The sequence below is a fragment of the Halomonas borealis genome, from assembly GCF_004798905.1.
GTDB classification, from domain to species: domain Bacteria; phylum Pseudomonadota; class Gammaproteobacteria; order Pseudomonadales; family Halomonadaceae; genus Halomonas; species Halomonas borealis.
The window spans coordinates 248,833-267,606 of sequence record NZ_SDMO01000002.1 but is presented as its reverse complement, the minus strand read 5'-3'; the positions used below and the strand labels follow the sequence as shown (position 1 = coordinate 267,606).

At 61.5% G+C, this 18,774-nt stretch carries 13 protein-coding genes, 4 pseudogenes and 1 other annotated feature; of the genes and pseudogenes, 5 read left to right on the top strand and 12 right to left on the bottom strand.

From position 1 onward, the window contains the following. Window positions 1–192 precede the first annotated feature (192 nt). The 10 genes and pseudogenes from ETC07_RS04215 to ETC07_RS04170 form a co-directional block, all read right to left on the bottom strand. On the bottom strand, window positions 193–918 hold the full coding sequence (locus ETC07_RS04215; protein WP_136247249.1) for an RraA family protein: 726 nt from the start codon (window positions 916–918) through the stop codon (window positions 193–195). A gap of 3 nt (window positions 919–921) precedes the next feature. Beyond that, window positions 922–1,668 (bottom strand): alpha/beta fold hydrolase, encoded by a 747-nt coding sequence (locus tag ETC07_RS04210; RefSeq protein ID WP_136247248.1) that lies wholly within the window; start codon window positions 1,666–1,668, stop codon window positions 922–924. An 18-nt stretch (window positions 1,669–1,686) separates the two neighbouring features. Continuing rightward, a complete protein-coding gene (locus ETC07_RS04205; protein ID WP_136247247.1) occupies window positions 1,687–2,700 on the bottom strand; it encodes a cupin domain-containing protein in 1,014 nt (337 codons plus the stop codon). After that, entirely contained in the window at window positions 2,697–3,668 is a 972-nt protein-coding gene (locus ETC07_RS04200; RefSeq protein ID WP_136247246.1) for an ester cyclase, read from the bottom strand. The genes ETC07_RS04205 and ETC07_RS04200 overlap by 4 nt, the downstream gene beginning before the upstream one ends. 74 nt (window positions 3,669–3,742) lie before the next feature. Beyond that, entirely contained in the window at window positions 3,743–4,495 is a 753-nt protein-coding gene (locus tag ETC07_RS04195) for an SDR family NAD(P)-dependent oxidoreductase (RefSeq protein WP_136247245.1), read from the bottom strand. Window positions 4,496–4,517: 22 nt separating this feature from the next. Beyond that, window positions 4,518–5,828 (bottom strand): histidinol dehydrogenase, encoded by a 1,311-nt coding sequence (gene hisD, locus ETC07_RS04190; RefSeq protein ID WP_136247244.1) that lies wholly within the window; start codon window positions 5,826–5,828, stop codon window positions 4,518–4,520. Between the two features lie 221 nt (window positions 5,829–6,049). Then, entirely contained in the window at window positions 6,050–7,657 is a 1,608-nt protein-coding gene (locus tag ETC07_RS04185) for a sodium:solute symporter family transporter (RefSeq protein ID WP_136247243.1), read from the bottom strand. 317 nt (window positions 7,658–7,974) lie between these two features. Further along, entirely contained in the window at window positions 7,975–9,003 is a 1,029-nt protein-coding gene (locus ETC07_RS04180) for a LacI family DNA-binding transcriptional regulator (protein WP_136247242.1), read from the bottom strand. An 89-nt stretch (window positions 9,004–9,092) separates the two neighbouring features. Further along, window positions 9,093–9,955, bottom strand: a pseudogene (locus tag ETC07_RS16510) (IS30 family transposase). 348 nt (window positions 9,956–10,303) lie between these two features. Beyond that, window positions 10,304–11,239 carry a LysR family transcriptional regulator gene (locus tag ETC07_RS04170; RefSeq protein ID WP_168709161.1) on the bottom strand — a complete coding sequence of 312 codons (936 nt, stop codon included), beginning with the start codon at window positions 11,237–11,239 and terminating at the stop codon, window positions 10,304–10,306. A 55-nt stretch (window positions 11,240–11,294) separates the two neighbouring features. On the opposite strand from ETC07_RS04170, the gene ETC07_RS04165 reads away from it, so the two are divergent. The 4 genes and pseudogenes from ETC07_RS04165 to ETC07_RS15855 form a co-directional block, all read left to right on the top strand. Then, entirely contained in the window at window positions 11,295–12,155 is an 861-nt protein-coding gene (locus tag ETC07_RS04165; RefSeq protein WP_136247240.1) for a HalD/BesD family halogenase, read from the top strand. 44 nt (window positions 12,156–12,199) lie between these two features. Then, window positions 12,200–13,411, top strand: a complete 1,212-nt coding sequence (locus tag ETC07_RS04160) for a M24 family metallopeptidase (RefSeq protein ID WP_205742500.1) — start codon at window positions 12,200–12,202, stop codon at window positions 13,409–13,411. Window positions 13,412–13,629: 218 nt separating this feature from the next. Next, entirely contained in the window at window positions 13,630–15,219 is a 1,590-nt protein-coding gene (locus ETC07_RS04155; protein WP_136247239.1) for a BCCT family transporter, read from the top strand. 76 nt (window positions 15,220–15,295) lie between these two features. After that, window positions 15,296–15,445, top strand: a pseudogene (locus ETC07_RS15855) (helix-turn-helix domain-containing protein); the annotation flags it as partial. A gap of 32 nt (window positions 15,446–15,477) precedes the next feature. Here ETC07_RS15855 and ETC07_RS04145 read toward each other — a convergent pair. Further along, window positions 15,478–16,712: pseudogene (locus ETC07_RS04145) on the bottom strand (IS3 family transposase). Then, window positions 16,309–16,425 (bottom strand) — a sequence feature (AL1L pseudoknot). It overlaps the preceding pseudogene by 117 nt. A gap of 39 nt (window positions 16,713–16,751) precedes the next feature. Between ETC07_RS04145 and ETC07_RS16505 the strand changes: the two are divergent. Beyond that, window positions 16,752–16,892 (top strand): annotated as a pseudogene (locus ETC07_RS16505) (IS30 family transposase); the annotation flags it as partial. Window positions 16,893–16,936: 44 nt separating this feature from the next. On the opposite strand, the gene glmS reads toward ETC07_RS16505, so the two are convergent. After that, complete coding sequence (gene glmS, locus ETC07_RS04135; RefSeq protein WP_136247238.1) at window positions 16,937–18,769, bottom strand: glutamine--fructose-6-phosphate transaminase (isomerizing); 1,833 nt, start codon at window positions 18,767–18,769, stop codon at window positions 16,937–16,939. Window positions 18,770–18,774: the final 5 nt, after the last annotated feature.

The window sequence follows — 18,774 nt, the reverse complement described above, 5'->3', positions numbered from 1 at the left end:
ACATCCCTGTGGGGCGCAAGGCAACCATCGGCGACACATCGGCAGGGATGGCCGATTTGGGCAGCTCCGCTGCTCGAAGAGCGAGTGACAGGATGTCGCTCGTCAAAAGCCGGAGCTTACGGGGTGACAATGAGGACTTTGAGTCGACGTTTAACGCCGTATGGCCGAGCGCAGCCAGTGTTCGGACAGAGCCTAGACGCGGCGCTTCTCGAAGGCTGCCCAGGCCTCGAGCATGGCGTCGTAGTCGAAGCCCGGCTGGCGCGCCCGGGTCAGCAACTCGGCCTCGGCCTCGACGATCTTGGCGATGGCCTCGGGAAGTGCCCGTGCCTCCTGCTGGGTCAGGCGCACCGCGCCGTGCTTGTCGGCATGGATCAGCTCGCCCGGGGCGATATCCAGGCCGAAGACCCTGACCGGTACGTCGACGGCGGTGACCCGCACATAGGCGTGAGAGGGGCCGACGCGGCCGCCGAGCACGGTGAACTCGGGCTCCAGGTCGTCGAGGTCGCGAATCACGCCGTTGGTGAGCACGCCATCGACGCCCAGGCGCTTGTGCAGGCAGGTATTGACCTCGCCCCAGTAGGCGCCCACGGCGTCCTCGCCGTCCTCGTCCTCGATCACCATCAGCGAGTCGGCGGGGCTGTCGGCGACGTAGCGGTAGTAGGCGAGGCGTCGCTCGCGGATCGCCGCCGGGGCCTCCTCGGGAGGCGTCAGGGCACGAATCCTGGCGCAGCGGGCGAAGCCCACCAGCGGCGCGGCCGTGGGGTCGGCGGCGACCAGCGGCAACCGGCTGAAGCCTTCGGCGCTGCGGGTGCCGCGCACCAGGTCGAGGGCATTGGCCACCGTGGGGGTGTCGAAGCGGCGCAGCTCGGCCAGCAGTTCGGCGCTCACGCCATCGTTGTGACTCTCATCCAGAGACATCTTTCACTCCTGCCGCGAGGGCATCGGTTGGGGAGCGCGGTCGAGCCAGCGCGACAGCGCCTGGTTGACCGCCTCGGGAGCCTGCAGGGTACTCAGGTGGCCGACGCCCTCGAGGATCACCAGCTCGGCCTCGGGAATATGCTCGGCCAGGTAGGTGTGCCGGGATACCGGGCACAGCCGGTCGCCGTCGCCGCACAGCACCAGGGTCGGCGCGGCGATGGTGGCGAGCGCGGCGCTGCCGTCCGGGCGGTCGCGCAGTGCGATGGCCTGGCGCCGGAAGGTCTCGAGGCCCTCTCGCTCGGCCATGGCCACCACCAGCGCGCTGTGCTCGGGGTCCTCGGCGGCGCCCTCGGCCGGGTACAGCGGCGCCAGTACCTCGCCGGCATAGCGCGCCATGCCCAGCGCCTCGGCCTGGGCGATGTCGTCGGCCCGCTGCGCCTGGCGCTCGGAGGCCTCGGCGAAGGGGTTGGTGTCGAGCAGCGCCAGCCGCTCGATGCGCTCTGGCGCCAGGCGCATCAGCGCCAGCGCCAGGATGCCGCCCATCGACAGGCCGGCGACGCTGAAGCGCGGCCAGGGCGCCTGATCGAGGATGTCCCGGGCCAGGGCCTCCAGGTCATCACTGGCGTCGAGGCGCGGCACCCGAATATCGGCCCGCTCGCCCAACGCCGCGAGCTGGGGCGCCCACAGCCGCTCATCACAGAGGGTGCCGGGGATCAGCAGCAGCGGCTGACGCGAGGTCTCGCTTGGCATACGTATTCCTCCGAACCGTCAGGCGGCGCGACGCGGGCCGGCGGGGGCATCGCCGCCGCGCACCACGACCACCTCGGCGTCGGCATCGGCCTCGAGGCGATGCCCCCAGCCGTGGGGCGAGGTGAAGGTGTCGCCGGTGTCCAGCACCAGCTCCCCGGCGTCGCTGACCAGCCGCACGCGGCCGGACTGCACGAACAGCACTTCGGGCTCGTCGCAATGGTAGTCCGGGGTCGCGGCGCCGTCGGCGAGGCGCAGCACGCGCAGCTGGAAGCCATGCGGCCACCAGCCGCTGATCGGCCCCGGGCCGAAACCGTCGCCGCTGGCCGCCGGGGCGATGACGCCACACTCCTCGACGCCGGGGGCGGCGAGCACGGCACGGGCGTTACCCTGCAAGGCCTCGTGGCGCACCATGCATTCGGCGAGACGCTCCGGCGAAGGCGTCACCAACCGCGCGATCTCCGCGGCGCCGGGGGCGGTCTCGACTTCCTCGTCGTCGGGAATCGTCTCGCCGGCGGCGCGATCCACCAGGCGGCCACTCTTGAGCAGCACCAGGCCATGGTGCTCGGCCAGGTCGAAGACGCTCGGCGCCCAGCGCACCCGGCCCGGGTCGTCACCGCCCAGCAGCACCCACAGGAAGCCGGTGCCGGCATCGAGCTTCTCGAAGCCGCGGAACATCTGGGTCGGCACGCTGACCACGTCACCCGGGCCGATATCCAGGGTGCCCTCCTCGCGTTCCGGGCCGAAGAGCAGGCGCCAGCGCCCGGTATGCACCACGAATACCTCGGCGCCCTCGTGAGAGTGCTGGGAGTTCAGGCAGCCATCCGGCTGGCGGGCGCCGCCGACGTTGAAGCCGTGGGGCTCGGAGATATGCACGTGCTGGTCGGAGCTCTCCGCCACCCCGGGGCCGATGATGGTGAAGTTCTCCTTGCGATCGGAGCCTGGCGAGCGGGTATCGATGAAGGCGTTACGACAAGGCACCAGGTCGTCGTAACGCACCCGGCGCTGGCGTAGTGTGTCGAGGGTCCAGGTCATGAGGCCTCCTCTCGGCGGTGTTGGGCGATCTGGGCGTGGATGGCGATCTCGTCGAGCTGGTGCCATTCGCGCACCACGGTGTCGCCGCGCAGTTCGGCGTGGGTGATGCCGAGCAGCACCACCGGGGCGCCGCTGGCGGCACCGAAGACGCCGCCGCCCTGATGGGTGGTCGAAAGCGACCAACGCAACGCCACGCGACGCGATTCGCCGGCGTCCTCACGGTCGATCCAGTGGTGAATGCGGAACCGCCCCGTAGGGAAGGCCGCCTTGTAGCCGAACCAGAAACGCTCCAGGTCATCGTGGCCGCGCAGGGTACGAGCCCCGGGCACCTTGGCGTCGATGGCCCGCGCGTAGCCGTCGCGTAGCCGCTCGAGGCGAGCGTTCTGCCAGAGGTCCCGGTAGCGCACGGCCACCGGCCCCAGGGCGTCGATGTCCATATCACCCTCGGGGCCACGCCAGCGCTCCACCAGGGCCTCGGCGTCGGGCAGCGTGGCCTTTGCCGCCAGGGCCTCGCCGAGCACCACCGGGGAATGCCCCAGCTGCTGCGCCAGGCCGGCCTGGTCGCGGACCAGCCACTCGTCGACGATGCGATCCTCCCGACACAGGCAGTCGGCGATGGTCATGACGCCGGCCCGCACGCCGGTCGGTTCCCCGAAGGCGCCCTCTCCCTTGTGGGTCATATGCGAGAAGATGCGGTGCGAGGAGTAGTAGGTGCCCGGGGCATCCTCGCTATCGATGACGTCCTCGCCGAGCAGGGTGCGGTCGGGAAACTCCTGGAGCGTTTCCAGGGTGCCGCGGATCACGCCTTCGACGCCGCTGAAGGCCCCGCCTGGGGTCTTCACCGGGCAGTCTTCGGCGTAGTAGTCGCGAATCAGATCGATGCCGCGACCCTCCCAGATCCACTCGGTGATCTTGAAGATGTAGTCGCGCAGATCGACGAACTGCGCGTCGAAACCGGTCAGGCTCATGGCTGTCTCCTTGTGGGCATGCCACTCATTGCACAATCTCGGGGGGTAGCGGCTGTCGGGGGGGCAGCCCCCCCTCAATGGGCGGTCCAGCCGCCATCGACCATCAGCGCGCTGCCGGTGATCAGGGCGGCGGCGTCGGAGGCGAGGAAGGCCACCGGACCCATGATGTCCTCGACCTGGCCGAGCCGGCCCAGCGGAATATTGCCCAGCACCGCCTCGCGGAATCCGGGCTGCTCGAAGAACGGCCGGGTCATCGGTGTCTCGACGAAGGTCGGGCAGACGCTGTTGACGCGAATACCGCGGGGCCCGAGCTCCACGGCCATGGCCCGGGTCATGCCCTCCATCGCCGACTTGGAGGCGCAGTAGAGGCTACGGTTGGCGGCGCCTACATGGCCCATCTGGGAGGACATGTTGATGATCGAACCGCCTTCCGGCATCGACTCGATCACCGCCTGGGCCAGGAAGTAGGCGGCCCGCACATTGATGTCCATCACCGCGGCGTAGTCGGCCTCGCTAACCTCGCCGATCGGCTTGGGCCGGTTGGTGCCGGCGTTGTTGACCAGGATATCGATGCGCCGTCCGGCCAGTGCCTCGCTCACCGCTCCGGTATCGGTGACGTCCAGGGCCAGCGCCTCGACCGCGTGGCCGGCGGCGGTCAGCGCCGCCACCGCCTCGTCGAGGGTCGCGGGGTCACGGGCCACCAGGATCACTCGCGCGCCGGCCTGGGCCAGGGCGCAGGCCGCCGCCAGCCCCAGGCCCTTGCTGGCCCCGGTGATCAGTGCCGTGCGGCCATCCAGCCGCTGGCTCGGTGTCTGGGGTAGCGTCATGGTTGCCTCCTGCATGATCGATTCAGGCTTCCACCTGGCCGGCATAGGGCACGTCGCGCTGGCCATAGCGGCGTACCCGCTCGTTGGCCTGCTCGCCGTGGCCGGCGAAGCCCTCGAGGGCACACAGCCGTGAGCAGTAGCCGCCGATGCGGGCGGAGGCCTCGTCGGTGAGCACGCGCTGGTAGGTGCAGGTCTTGAGGAACTTGCCGACCCACAGGCCACCGGTGTAGCGCGCCGCCTGCTTGGTGGGCAGGGTATGATTGGTGCCGATCACCTTGTCACCGTAGGCGACGTTGGTGCGTGGGCCCAGGAACAACGCGCCGTAGTTGACCATGTTGTCGAGGTACCAGTCGGGGTTCTCGGTCATCACCTGGACGTGCTCGTAAGCGATCTTGTTGGCGACCTCGAGCATCTCCTCGTGGCTGTCGCAGACGATGATCTCGCCGTAGTTCTCCCAGGACTGACGGGCGGCCTCGGCGGTGGGCAGCTTCTCGAGCAGCTCGGCGATGGACTTCTCGGTATCGCGGGCCAGGGCCTCGGAGTTGGTCAGCAGGGTGCAGGGCGAGTTGGTGCCGTGTTCGGCCTGGCCCAGCAGGTCGGTGGCGCACAGCAGACCGTCGACGCTGTCGTCGGCGATCACCAGGGTCTCGGTGGGGCCGGCGAACAGGTCGATGCCGACGCGGCCGAACAACTGACGCTTGGCCTCGGCGACGAAGGCATTACCCGGGCCGACCAGCATGTCGACCGAGTCGATGCTCTCGGTGCCGATGGCCATGGCGCCGACCGCCTGGACGCCACCGAGCACCAGGATCTCGTCGGCCCCGGCCAGGTGCATGGCGGCGACGATCGCCGGGTGTGCCTTGCCCTTGTAGGGCGGCGCGGCGGCGACCACACGCTTGACGCCGGCGACCTTGGCGGTCAACACGCTCATGTGGGCCGAGGCCACCATCGGATAGCCGCCCCCCGGAATGTAGCAACCCACCGCCTCGATCGGCACATGCTTGTGGCCGAGGATCACGCCGGGGCTGTTCTCGATCTCGACCGGCTGCATGGACGCCAGCTGGGCCTCGGCGAAGCGGCGTACCTGGGCCTGGGCGAAGCGGATATCTTCCAGGGATTGGGGATCGACCTCGCTGATCGCCTGGTCGATCTCTGCTTGGCTCAGGCGGAAGCTCTGCGGCGACCAGTCGTCGAAGCGCTCGGAGAGCTCACGCACCGCACTATCACCACGCGCCTCGATGTCGGCCAGGGTGGTCTCGACGACGTCGCGCACCTTGCGGTCGGCTTCGGCGCGAACATCCATGGTGGCGCCGGACTTGAGATAACGGATCATGATTTCACCTCGGAATGTCGGGATCTTGGCTGTCGGGTCCTGGCGCCTTCGTTCGCTGCCCGGGCGCTGACACAGGATTCATCGGATACTCAGCGTAATCTGGCATCTAATGCATACGAATGCAAATTTAGTCTCTCATCCTGTCGTCACCCAACCTCGAGCCATCTGCGGGCCGGCCCATCATCTCGGGCAGCCCGCGCCATCATTGTTTCAGGGCTTGCCTAGATCAGGGCCGCGAACAGGTACAAGAACACCAGCGTGGCCAGGAAGAACACCACCAGCAGCCAGCTGATGCGATCCACCTTGCCGGGAATCAGGTACCAGCCCCCGTCCTTGGCCGGAAGGTTCTGGTCACGATACATCGCCTTCTGGCCCTGGATGGTATAGGCCGAAAGCTCGCCCTGGCGGCCATCCAGCAGCAGGCTGGCGATGATGGCGACCGGCATGTTGACCACGGCGCCGATGGCGCAGAACCAGGGCCAGGCGATCTCGGTCTGGGTAGCGGCATACCAGACCGCCACGAAGCCGGCCGCCACCCCGATCAGCAGGCCGCGCTCGGTGGTATGCCGGGAGAAGAAGCCCAGGGCATACATGCTCAGCTTGGCACCGACGAAGTAGGAACCGACCTTGGTCAGCAGCTGCAGCACCGAGCCTTCGCTCTGGGCGAACAGGATCGCCGGCACGATGATCAGTACCGCCCAGCCCACCGTGAACCAGCGCGAAGCCTTGAGGTAATGGGCCGAGGAGGCATCTTTCTTGAAGTACTTCTCGTAGAAGTCGAGGGTGGTCACCGTGGCGAGCGAGTTGAGCGCCGAGTCCAGGCTCGACATCGAGGCGGCCACCACGGCGGCGGCGACGATGCCCAGCAGGCCCGGCAGCCCATAGTCGGCGGCGAACTGCAGCACGATGGTGTTGCTGTTCTCGAACTCGCGGCCACCGTAGTAGCTATAGAACAGCACCCCCAGCAGCAGGAACAGGAAGTAGATGAAGAAGGCCGCGAAGCCCATGAGCAGGAAGGACTTCTTGGCGTCACCGATGTTCCTGGCGGCGAGTGCCCGCTGCACCACCATCTGGTTGGCGCCATAGACGGTGACGTGATAGAGCACCATGGCCACGACGCCGGACCAGACGGTGGCCTCGAGCCGGGGATCGAAGGAGAAGTCCAGGATGTTCATCTTGCCCTCGGCCTTGAGCTCGCTCAGCGTCGACATCAGCGAGTCCGGCATGTGGTCGAGCAAGGCATAGAAGATGATCGCCGCCCCCACCAGCAGGATCACCGCCTGCAGCACGTCGGTCCAGATCACCGCGCTGATCCCGCCCATCAGGGTATAGACCAGCGCGATCAGGGTGATCACCAGGATCGCGGTGATGACATCGGCGCCGGTGATGAAGCTCAGCACCAGCGCCGTGGCGTAGAGCACCGCCGCCGATGAAAGCGTCTGGGTCATCATAAAGATGATCGACATCACCCCGCGCGCCTTCCTGCCGAAGCGCCGCTCCTGGTACTCGTAGATGGAAGCCACGCCGCTGTTGTAGAAGAACGGCAGGAACAGGGTGATCACCAGGAACACCACCAGCGGGTAGTTGATCTGGATCATCATCACGCCGAGCCCGCTGCCATAGGACCAGGCGGGGCCACCCAGGAACGACATCGCGCTGACATAGGTCGCCATCACCGACAGGCCGATGGCCCACCAGGGGATGGTCTTGTTACCCAGATAGTAGTCCTCGGCAGTATTGACCTTCTTGCTCAGCAGCGAACCCATCACCAGGTTGCCGATGAGATAGGTGATCAGGATCGTCCAGTTGAGTAGCCCGAAACTTTCCATGGGAATATCCATTGTCGTTGTCAGTCATTGCCCACGGGGAAAATGCCACGATATGAATACGTTTGCAAAACGCGATGGAGTCCAGAAATTCACCGACCAGATAGCAGGTTGGAACTTTAAACTCTATTCATATCAGAAAGTTAATACACGACTCACGCCATGGAACGCCTCCGCCCATGCGACTAAAGATGGAAGAAGGCGGCAGGCCTGAGAACCGAGTGCTTAGCGCCGCCCAAGCGCCCGCCTGGGAACGGTACCGGCCGACCCGCTGGGGAAATAATGCCGCACTCACACACGCTAGGAAGGGAAAGGAGGAGTTACTCGGTGGCCAGTTCCCGAGCGGGCTGACGGGCGCTGTCGCGCAGGATGGGGGTGACCGGCAGTACCCGGTTCTCGGCGTTGAAGTCGCCCTGGCGAATCTGCTTGAGCAGCAGCGTGGTGGCCTCTTCCACCATTCGATCCACCGGCTGGCGCACGGTGGTCAGGCGATAGCTCGGCCAGGCGGCAATCGGGGTATCGTCGAAGCCGATCACCGAGACATCCTCCGGCACCCGACGCCCCAGGTCGTGCCGCAGGGTCTCCATCACGGAGATCGCCATGTGGTCGCTGGCGGCGAAGATGGCGTCGGGATAGGGCGGCTCGGCGAACAGCTGCAGCGTCGCCTCCCTCGCCTGTTCGAAGTCGTAGTCGCCCCTGGCGACTACCCGGCACTGCTGGCCCAGCGAGGCCAAGCCATCGACCAGGCCCTGGTAACGGTGGCGGCTGGTCGATGAGGTCTCGAGCCCCGCCAGGTAGGCGACCCGCTCGTGGCCGCCCATGGCCAGGTAACTGCCGACCCAGTAACCGCCATGGTAGTTGTCGCTGTAGACCTGGCTGATCCCCGCGAAGTCCACATTGCGGTTGATCAGCACCACCGGAATGCCGGTCTCGACGCATTCGTGAGCCAACGACGAGGTCAGCGAGGCGGACATCATCAGGATGCCGTCGACCTGGCTCTGCAGGATGCTGTCCATGACCCCGGCGAAGTCGCCTTCCTCCGGCACCACGAACAGCAGCAGGTGGTAGTCCTCGGCCTGGAAGCGCAACGAGGCCTTCTCCACCACCAGCGGATAGAACATGTTGTCCAGGTGCGAGAGCACCAGGGCGATGGTCCGCGACGAGCGGGTGATCAGCGAACGGGCGATGCTATTGGGGCGGTAACCGAGTTCCTTGGCCGCCTTGAGCACCTTGACCTTGGTCTTCTCCGAGATGCTGGCCTTGGGCGAGAAGCAGCGGCTCACTGCCGATTGCGAGACCCCGGCTCGCTCGGCGACATCCCGCGATGTGACGGCAGACTTCCTCTTCATCGGCAGCGGCTCACTAAGAATACGTAACCAATCATATCAGCAATGCCGGGGCATTTCGCCAGGCCCCGAGCAACTGTGGAGTCCTGATTTCAAGCAATAAGCGCAGCACCTGCGGTATCCAGGCCTCCTGAGTATTCCCCCAGAACACCTGCGCTGGTGTCCGATAGCCAAGCCATTTTCGGGGGCGGTCATTCAACTTCATGACCACTTTGCGCAGCTTGGCATCGGTGACCTGGCGGAAATCCGTTCCCTTGGGGAAGTACTGCCGTATCAGGCCATTCGTGTTCTCGTTGGTCCCACGCTGCCCAGAGCAGTAGGGATCACAGAAGTACATCGCCGCTGCCACCGCCTTGGCCACAGCTTCGTGGCCGGCGAATTCCGAGCCATTGTCCGGCGTGATGGTCCGAACCGCTCCCCGACGCGGCTTCCACAGGCGGATCATGGCCGCTTGCGTCAGCTCGGCCGAGATCTTGGGCAGTCGTGCCGCCAGTAGATAGCCACTGCGACGCTTGACCAGCGTGACCAGGCCCGATTGCTTGTGGCCCTGTATCACGGTGCCGCCCTCCCAGTAACCGATGAAGCGCCGGTCATCGACCTCATCCGGGCGGTGCTCGATCCCGACTCGGTTCGGGATCTTGCCCAGCCCGGCGCTCTTGGCCTGTGCACGGTGCTTACTGCGACGTTTGGGCTGACCGAGATGCCGTCAGAGATCACCACCCCGTGCCTTGCCATCCCAGATCAAGGAGTAGATCCATTGATGACTGACACCAACGGCGGCCATCACGCTCGGCAGGTGCTTCGTCCACTTGGCGGCGGCGTTGCGGCGAAGCTCACGGCTGATCGTGCTGCTGTGGAGGCCCAGCTCTCTGCCGATCTGGCGCTGGCTTATGCCCAAGTCATAACAGGCGTGGATCTGGTATCGCTGGGTCTGGGTCAGCTGTCGGTATCCCATGCTCTGCTTCACTTTGGTCGGTGAGCCGAGAAGGGTACCGGCGCTGGCCCTCCTGCCTCGACCGTGTGGTCCAAAGTGCTGCGGTTATTCTATGAACCCAGAGATATCAAGCATCCAAATAGTGGAAAGTAAGATTTTGGCCGAATGCGCTAAAAACAGGAAATGGTCTTAAAAAGTTCCGATTACTTGAATACGAGAGTAGAGAGGAATGCCGATACAACAAACAAAACGCCATCATTTTGTTACAAAGGCATATCTCAATTCATTCTGCGATCAGAGGGGCCGACTCTTAGTGTATCGCAAGAATGGCCCGGCCAGGCGGATTCAAACCCTAAAATCCTAAATAACCTATTGTTTTTGAAAGCATTCCCTGAAAATGTCTACCAGCTTCATGGCGGTAATGATCTCGTCAATACCAGGTCGATAAATGAGGCTCCACTCAAGACGCGTCGATTCCGATAAGGGACGGCTCACGATTCGACCGGCATCAGCATCGGCTCGGGTGGCAAGCGCAGGCAGAATTGAAACGCCATGACCGGATGCCACGACATCGGTCAGCATGGCCACTGACTCGATGCGCTCCACTCGGCCAGGCATCACCCCGGCGGGCTGGAAAAACTGTTCATATTCAAAGCCCGAGCCCGGCTGGTCGCTGTAGGTAAGGTACCGCTCGGGGATGAAGGTTTTGGGCTGTAGGATGTGGTGGTTCGCCAAGGGGTGATCTGGCGCACATACTCCCACCAGCTGGTCTCGAAACAACGTATAAGAGGAAAAGCCCAACGGCGCCATCGGAGCCGGGGTGAGCAGCAGATCCGCAAAACCATCTGATAACAGGGTGCCTGCCTGGTCAACATCATTTCTCAGAATGGAGAGGGTGATATCTTGCGTGGATAGCATGCTGACCAGCTGTGGCAGGAAGTCGAAGCGATCAAAAACAGTCAGAATCAGCCGTAACCGCCGGCCGCTGGCGCGAGCAATCCAGAGCGCCTCGGACTCGGCCGTCACCAAGATGTGCTCGGCCTTTTGCGCCTTGGCGACCAGGTGTTGCCCAGCTTCCGTCAGCGTGAGGGAACGTCCTTGCTTGCTGGTCAGAGCAATCCCCAGGCGGCGTTCCGCTTCATGCAGACGTTGGCTGGCTGCGGATTGAGTGATGTTCTGAGCCCCGGCAGCCCGGGACAAGGAGCCCAGTCGAGCGAGATCGAGGAGAAGACGGATATGGTGACGTTCAATAAACATATTAGAAATTCTGTCAGTTAATGCCTTAAATATCAATTTTATTTCCATGAAACCTGTCTTTACCATTGCGTTAGTACATAGCTATCCGCAATAGGAGAGAGTCATGGCAAAGGTCGAACCCTTGGCCGACGAGCGCGATCATGTCCTTGAAACCCTCATTGACCTTGAACATTATCCGCTACTAAGCCGGGGATCCCCTGGCTACATAAAGGCAGTTGAAAATGCCCGTGCCGGCTTAGCTGGAACGGGTTGCGCCCGGCTTACGGGGTTCATCCGTCATCAGCTGAAAGAGCATCTGCGAAACGAAAGTCTTGAGCTGGCTCCTGAGGTGCAAGTAAAAAGCACGACGATGACGCCATATGTCTCATCTGATGATAGCTTTCCTGAAGATCACCCTCGCCGGAATCTACAGCAGGCAACCAATGGTTTCGTGACCCGCGACCTGATTCCGGAAAGCACGCTCATTCAACAGCTGTATAGCAGTCCTTCCTTCATGCAATTTCTTGCCGACTGCTTCGGAAAGGAGAAACTCTTCAAGTTTGCTGACCCGATGAGAGGCCTAGTGGTAAATGTCATGCCGAGTGATACCAGCCTGCCATGGCATTTCGATGCGAATGAATTCATCGTCACCTTGATGACGGTCCGGCCGGAATCAGGCGGTATTTTCGAGTACTGTCCGGGCATCCGGACGCCCCATGAGGAAAATTACCAAGATGTTCATTCAGTGCTCGACGGTGACCGCTCCCTTGTCAGGGAACTGGAACTGAATGTCGGCGACCTTCAGCTCTTCAAGGGGCAGTATTCTCTGCACCGTGTGCGCGAAGGACAGGGTGATCGCCATACTGCAATATTCGGTTACTCGGAAGGGCCGGGCTATATTGGTACAGCCGAGAGCACTCGGCAGGCCTATGGGCGCTGCATGCAGGAGCATATCGATGCCGATGAGCAGCGTGATCACCGCTAGGCTGAATCCGCCTAATTACCAAGCCAACCAAGAGAGAAATACGGATGATAGGTAACGCTTTGACCATGCCGACAGAAGAGGTAGCTCATGCGGCGGCGCGAGAGCGGCTTCAACGCTTCCGTGATGCTTTGAAAGCTCACGAAATCGGTGCGGCCGTGCTCTTCGATTCTATCAATTTGCGTTATGCCTGTGGTTCGAGAAACATGCAAATCAACACAGGGCGTAACCCGGGACGCTATGTCTTCGTGCCAGCGGAAGGTCCTGTCATTCTTTTCGAATATTATGGCTGTGAGCATTTATCCCGGGGACTGGATACCGTCCATGAAGTACGCCCGTCCCATGCCCTACATCCACTGTATACCACCTCCAAGTATCAAGGGCATCTGCAGGACTTCGTCAACGACATGGCTGGTCTGATGAAGCAGCATGCAGGTGGCAATCACCGGCTGGCCATCGACCGGCCCACGGCCGAAATGGTCCCGCTGCTCGAGAAAGCTGGATTATGTGTCATGGATGCGACGCCGCCGCTTGATCAGGCTCGTTGCATCAAAACGGATAATGAATTGGAGTTGATACGAGCTTCTGTCCGTTGTACCGAAGCCGCTGTCAGGGAGATGGAAGCATATCTCGAACCGGGGCGCTCCGAGAATGAGGTCTGGTCAAGAATGCATCAGAAACTAATCGAGGAAGGGGGCGAGTACCTGGAGACCCGGCTCTTCAATTCGGGAAGTCATACCAATCCATGGTTTCAGGAAGCGAGTAATAAACCCATCAAGGCTGGAGAGCTGGTCGCACTGGATACCGATGCAATCGGTTGCTTTGGCTATTACACCGATTTTTCCAGAACCTTCTTGTGTGGTGATGTTGATCCTACTCTCGAGCAGAAGAAGCTGTATGGTTATGCCCACGAGATGCTGGAACACAATATCGCGCTGCTTGGTACCGGTGTTGGTTTTCGCGAGTTTTCTGAAAAGGCATGGCCCATCCCCGAGGAATATGTCCCACATCGTTACCTTGCTTTAGCTCATGGCAATGGAATGGCGGGAGAGTATCCCATAATCAGGCATCTAATGGATTGGGAAGAAGTGGGCGATAATGGTGTTTTCAAGCCGGGCATGACGATCTGCGTAGAGGCGTTCATCGGACACAAAGACGGTGGGGAAGGTGTCAAGCTTGAAGAGCAGGTGTTGATAAAAGACTCTGGGGTTGAGCGCCTATCTGTTTATGGTTATGAAAGTCGGCTGATGCCGAAATGAGCGACGCTATGATTCAAATGCATTATAGCATGGGCATTGCTTAACGCCCTTGCACCCTAACATTTTGTTTCCCGCACTTTCCAAAAAGTGGCTGGATTTTGGTTTTTATATAAAAACGATAAGTTAAAACCATGATAATTAACCAACATGCTTGAATTGCCGATCAGCTGATTTTTTTTGGCTGACTAGGCTTTTGAGCTTGTGGTGAGGAGAAGCGTATGCATCAAAATCTACGACATTTAACTTTTTACCCCTCTTTGCTCGTGTTGGGCACACTTACCGGGATGGCGGTTTTTGGTGACGGTCTTCTACTGTCTTTCACAGAGGCTATACATGAATGGTTGATCACCAACTTCGGATGGCTTTACGCATTAACTGCATTTGTTCTTGTCATTATGGCATTCTTGATTTTTTTATCACCGCTTGCAAAGTTGCGTATAGGCGGTGAGTCAGCCAAGCCCCTTTTGACTCGTTGGAAATGGTGCTCTATTACCCTTTGTAGCTCGATTGCAATTGGATTGCTGTTCTTCGCTGCGGCCGAGCCAATTTTCTTTATTATGACGCCACCACCGTCATCAGGTGTCGAGGCCATGTCCAACAAAAGCGCACTTTTTGGCTTGTCCTCGCTATTCATGCATTGGTCTTTTACTACCTACGCTATCTACGCGATTCCTGCGCTTATTTTTGCTATTGCTCATTATAATATGAAAATGCCTTTTAGCATATCATCAGCCATGAGTGCGGGCTTACCATTAAAAATGACACCTGTAGTACGTCAGTTGGTTGATGCGGTTGCTCTTATTTCCCTGGTGGCTGGTATAGTGGCTTCGCTAGGGCTAGGAGCCATGATGCTGGGTGGTGGAATCCAGCGCTTATTTGATATTAATGTTACGTCAACCATGGTCGGCATGCTTTGTGTCGTCGTCATGGCAGGGGCAGCTATTTCAGCTGCTTCCGGATTGTTAAAGGGGATCACGTTTCTATCCAGCTGGAATGCCCGGGCACTCATTCTGCTGGCAGTAGTTATTTTCATCATGGGGCCAAGCTCATTCATAGCCAATTCTGGGGTGGATGCCTTGGGAAGCTACCTGAGTAACTTCATTTCTTCTAGTCTGGACACTGGAACTGTTCTGGAAGATAGCTGGCCTCGTGATTGGACACTGTTCTTTTGGGCCAACTGGTTCGCTTGGGCGCCCATCACCGCTATATTCTTGGGAAAGATCGCACGGGGCTACACTGTCAGAGAGTTTTTGGTGTTCAATTTTCTTTTACCATCTTGCTTCGTTATTGTTTGGTCCTCAGTATTCGGCGGTTTGTCGATCCATGTCGAGATGGCCACGCAGTCACTCAGCCAAGTGTTGGCTCAAGAAGGGGCCGGTGATGTTATTTGGGCAATGCTTGAGCAGTTACCTGGAGCGAAAGTCTTGATGGCTGTATTCCTGTGCTTGTCGATAGTTTCTTATGTCACTGCTGCAGATTCGGCCGTAGATGCCATCTCCGGAATTTGTGCTGCAAAAAGCAACAATAGTGAAGTTAACTCCTCACCATATTATATCAAGTTGTTATGGGGTGGCATTATTTCGGTGATCTCACTGACGCTGACTAGTACCGGGGGGCTCGATGGACTGAAGATGATTTCTACCCTTGGTGGCTTTCTTGGAATGATTATTGTAGGAATTGGAGCAGTTTCTCTTGCTCGTATAGCGTTCAGTCTTGATGGAAATGCTATTGCTCACGAAGTTGATAATAAAAAGTCTTCTGATCCCACCGGTATAGCATTGTCAAATACTAAAGCTCCTGAGCGATAAGTTTTGCTATCCTGGGTTGGCGGTAGCGGTCTCAACGAGCAAGTGCAACACGTGACCCATCAGGTACGGTGTTGCCATGAGCCACTGCTATCGCCATCTTTCTGCTGAAGACCGAGCCGACATCATGAGGATGCGAGCCACGCATTCGATCCGGGCCATCGCCCATCATCTGGGTCGTGTACCAAGCTCCGTGTCGCGGGAACTCGCTCGCCATACGATTGAACCGTACCGGTTTTCTCGGAGACCCGTTGGTTTGAGTCAGGCCACCTTCTTGGCCTGACCCTGTTGCTCATAATACAGCGCTTCTCGCTCGGCCGGCGGCATGTTGCCGATCGGCTCCAGGAGTCGTCGATGGTTGAACCCGTCGCCCCACTCCAGAGTGGCGAACTCAACGGCTTCCAGGTGTCGCCATGGCCCGCTTCGGCGGATCACCTCCGTCTTGAACAACCCGATCACCGTCTCAGCCAGAGCGTTGTCGTATGAGTCGCCGACACTCCCGACAGACGGGGCGATGCCGGCGCCCTCTAAGCGCTCTTTGTCTCGAATCGAGACATATTGCACGCCCCTATCGCTATGGTGGATCAAGTCGCCGCCAAGTCGCTGAGGCCGTTCATGAAGCGCCTGTTCCAGCGCATCCAGCACTATGTCGGTGCGGGGAGAGCGGGAGACTCGCCAGCCGATGATCCGGCGGGCAAAGGCATCGATGACGAAGGCGACCTACACGAAACCCTGCCAGGTCGCGACATAGGTGAAGTCCGACACCCACAGCGCATTCGGCTGAGCCGACTGAAACTGCCGTCGCACCAGGTCCGACGGAGAGGCCTTGTTGGGCTCTGGCACGGTCGTACGGACCGACTTGCCTCTCACCACGCCTCGCAGCCCCATCCGACGCATCAGACGCTCAACGGTGCAGCGAGCGGTGGGGATCGCTTCTCGATGCAATTGGCGCCAGACCTTGCGGATGCCATAGACACCGAAGTTCTCGTCCCAGACGTGCTGGATCTCGGCGCTCAACCAGCGATCACGCTGGATGCGGGGTGGTGCGCGATCAGGCTGGGCGTCACGGATCTTGTGCTCGTAGTAGGTCGACGGGGCGATCGGCAGGATACGGCAGATCGGCTCGACCCCGTACGACTCCCGGTGATCATCGATGAACTCGATCATCATTTGCCGCGGCGGTCGAGCTCCGCCTGGGCAAAATAGGCGGACGCCTTACGCAGAATCTCATTGGCCTGCATCAACTCCCGGTTTTCACGCTCCAGGGCCTTGATCCGCTCCCACTCCGAAGTGGTCGCGCCCTCCCGACGTCCCGCATCGCGTTCGGCCTGACGGACCCAGCTACGCAGCGTCTCCGGTGTGCAGCCGATCTTGGGGGCAATGGCGCCGATGGCCGCCCACTGCGAGGGGTAGTCGGCCTCGTGTTCAAAGACCATGCGGACCGCCCGCTGGCGAACCTCAGGGGCATATCGCTTGGAAGTGTTCCATGGCTCCATCCTCTCAAGGTTTGGAGCCTCCGGGAATCCCGGTACGGTTCAGATGCCAAGCTGCGCAAAGTGGTCATGAAGCTGAATGACCGCCCCCGAAAACGGCTTGGCTATCGGACACCGGCGCAGGTGTTTCTGGGGGAATACTCAGGAGGCCTGGATACCGCAGGTGCTTCGCTTATTGCCTGAATTCAGGTTTTTTCTCCACACATCAATAACCTGGGGCCTGCGCCTCACTCCACGGTCACGGACTTCGCGAGGTTGCGAGGCTGATCGACGTCGGTACCCTTGAGCACGGCGACATGATAGGAGAGCAGCTGCAACGGCACGGTATAGAGGATCGGCGCCAGGGCCTCCTCGACATGGGGCAGCCGCAGCACACGAATGCCCTCGCCGTCTTCGAGCGCCACACTCTCGTCGGCGAACACGAACAACTCGCCGCCCCGGGCCCGAACCTCCTGGAGGTTGGACTTGAGCTTGTCGAGCAGCGCATCGTTGGGCGCCACCGCGATCACCGGCATCTCGCCGTCGACCAGCGCCAGCGGGCCGTGCTTGAGCTCGCCGGCCGGATAGGCCTCGGCGTGGATGTAGGAGATTTCCTTGAGCTTCAGCGCGCCCTCGAGCGCCACCGGGAAATGGGGGCCACGGCCCAGGAAGAGCGCATGATGCTTCTCGGCGAAGGCCGCAGACAGCGCCTCGACGGCCGGGTCCAGCGCCAGCACCTCGGCCACCTGGCTCGGCAGGCGGCGCAACGCCTCGACCAGCGCCGCCTGTTCGTCGGCGTCCTGCCCGCGCACGCGTCCCATCGCCAGGGTCAGCAGCATCAGCGCCGTCAGCTGGGTAGTGAAGGCCTTGGTCGAGGCCACGCCGATCTCGGGGCCGGCGTGGGTCATCAGCGTCAGGTCCGACTCACGCACTAGCGAGCTTCCCGGCACGTTGCAGATCGCCAGGCTACCCAGGTATCCCAGCCGCTTGGCGAAGCGCAGTGCCGCCAGGGTATCGGCGGTCTCACCGGACTGGGATAGCGTCACGAACAGCGTCCCCTCGGGCACCACCACCCGGCGATAGCGGAACTCCGAGGCCACCTCGACCTGTACCGGTACCCCGGCGTAGCGCTCCAGCCAATAGCGCGCCACCATCCCGGCGTGATAGCTGGTGCCACAGGCCACCAGATGGATCTGGCGCACCTCGCCGAACAGCGCCTCGGCCTCGGGGCCGAAGCTCTCCACCAGCACCCCGCGATCGCCGAGCCGCCCTTCGAGGGCCGCGGCGATCACCGCCGGCTGCTCATGGATTTCCTTGAGCATGAAGTGACGATAGTCACCCTTGCTGGCGGCCCCATCGCCGTGTTCGAAGGTCTGCACCGGGCGCTCGACCGGCGTGCCATCGGCGTCGAAGACCTCCACCTTGCCACCACCGGAGAGGCGTACCACGTCGCCCTCTTCCAGGTAGATGAAGCGGTCGGTGACCTGCAGCAGCGCCAGCGGGTCGGAAGCCAGGAAGGCCTCCTCGATGCCCACACCGACCACCAGCGGGCTGCCCTGACGGGCGCCGATCACCACGCCGGGTGCATCGGCGTGGACCACGCCCAGCGCATAGGCGCCATCGAGCCGTGCCAGCACGCGCTGCACGGCACCCAGAGGGTCGCCTTGCTCGGCCTCGCGGGCGATCAGATGCGCCATCACCTCAGTATCGGTCTCGGACGTGAAGGCATAGCCCTCGGCCTCGAGCTCGGCCCGCAGCGCCTCGTGATTCTCGATGATGCCGTTGTGCACCAGCGCCAGACGCTCGCCGGACCGATGCGGATGAGCGTTCTCCTCGCTGGGCCGCCCGTGGGTCGCCCAGCGGGTGTGGGCGATGCCGCTGTGGCCGGCCAGGGGCGAAGCCGCGAGCTGGTCCTCCAGGGCCACCACCTTGCCCAAGGCGCGACGACGGGCGAGCCGACCGTCGTGTTCCAACACGGCCATGCCCGAGGAATCATAGCCGCGATACTCCAACCGTTTGAGCCCTTCCAGCAGGATACCCTGCACGTTGCGCTGGGCGACGGCGCCGACGATGCCACACATGGTTC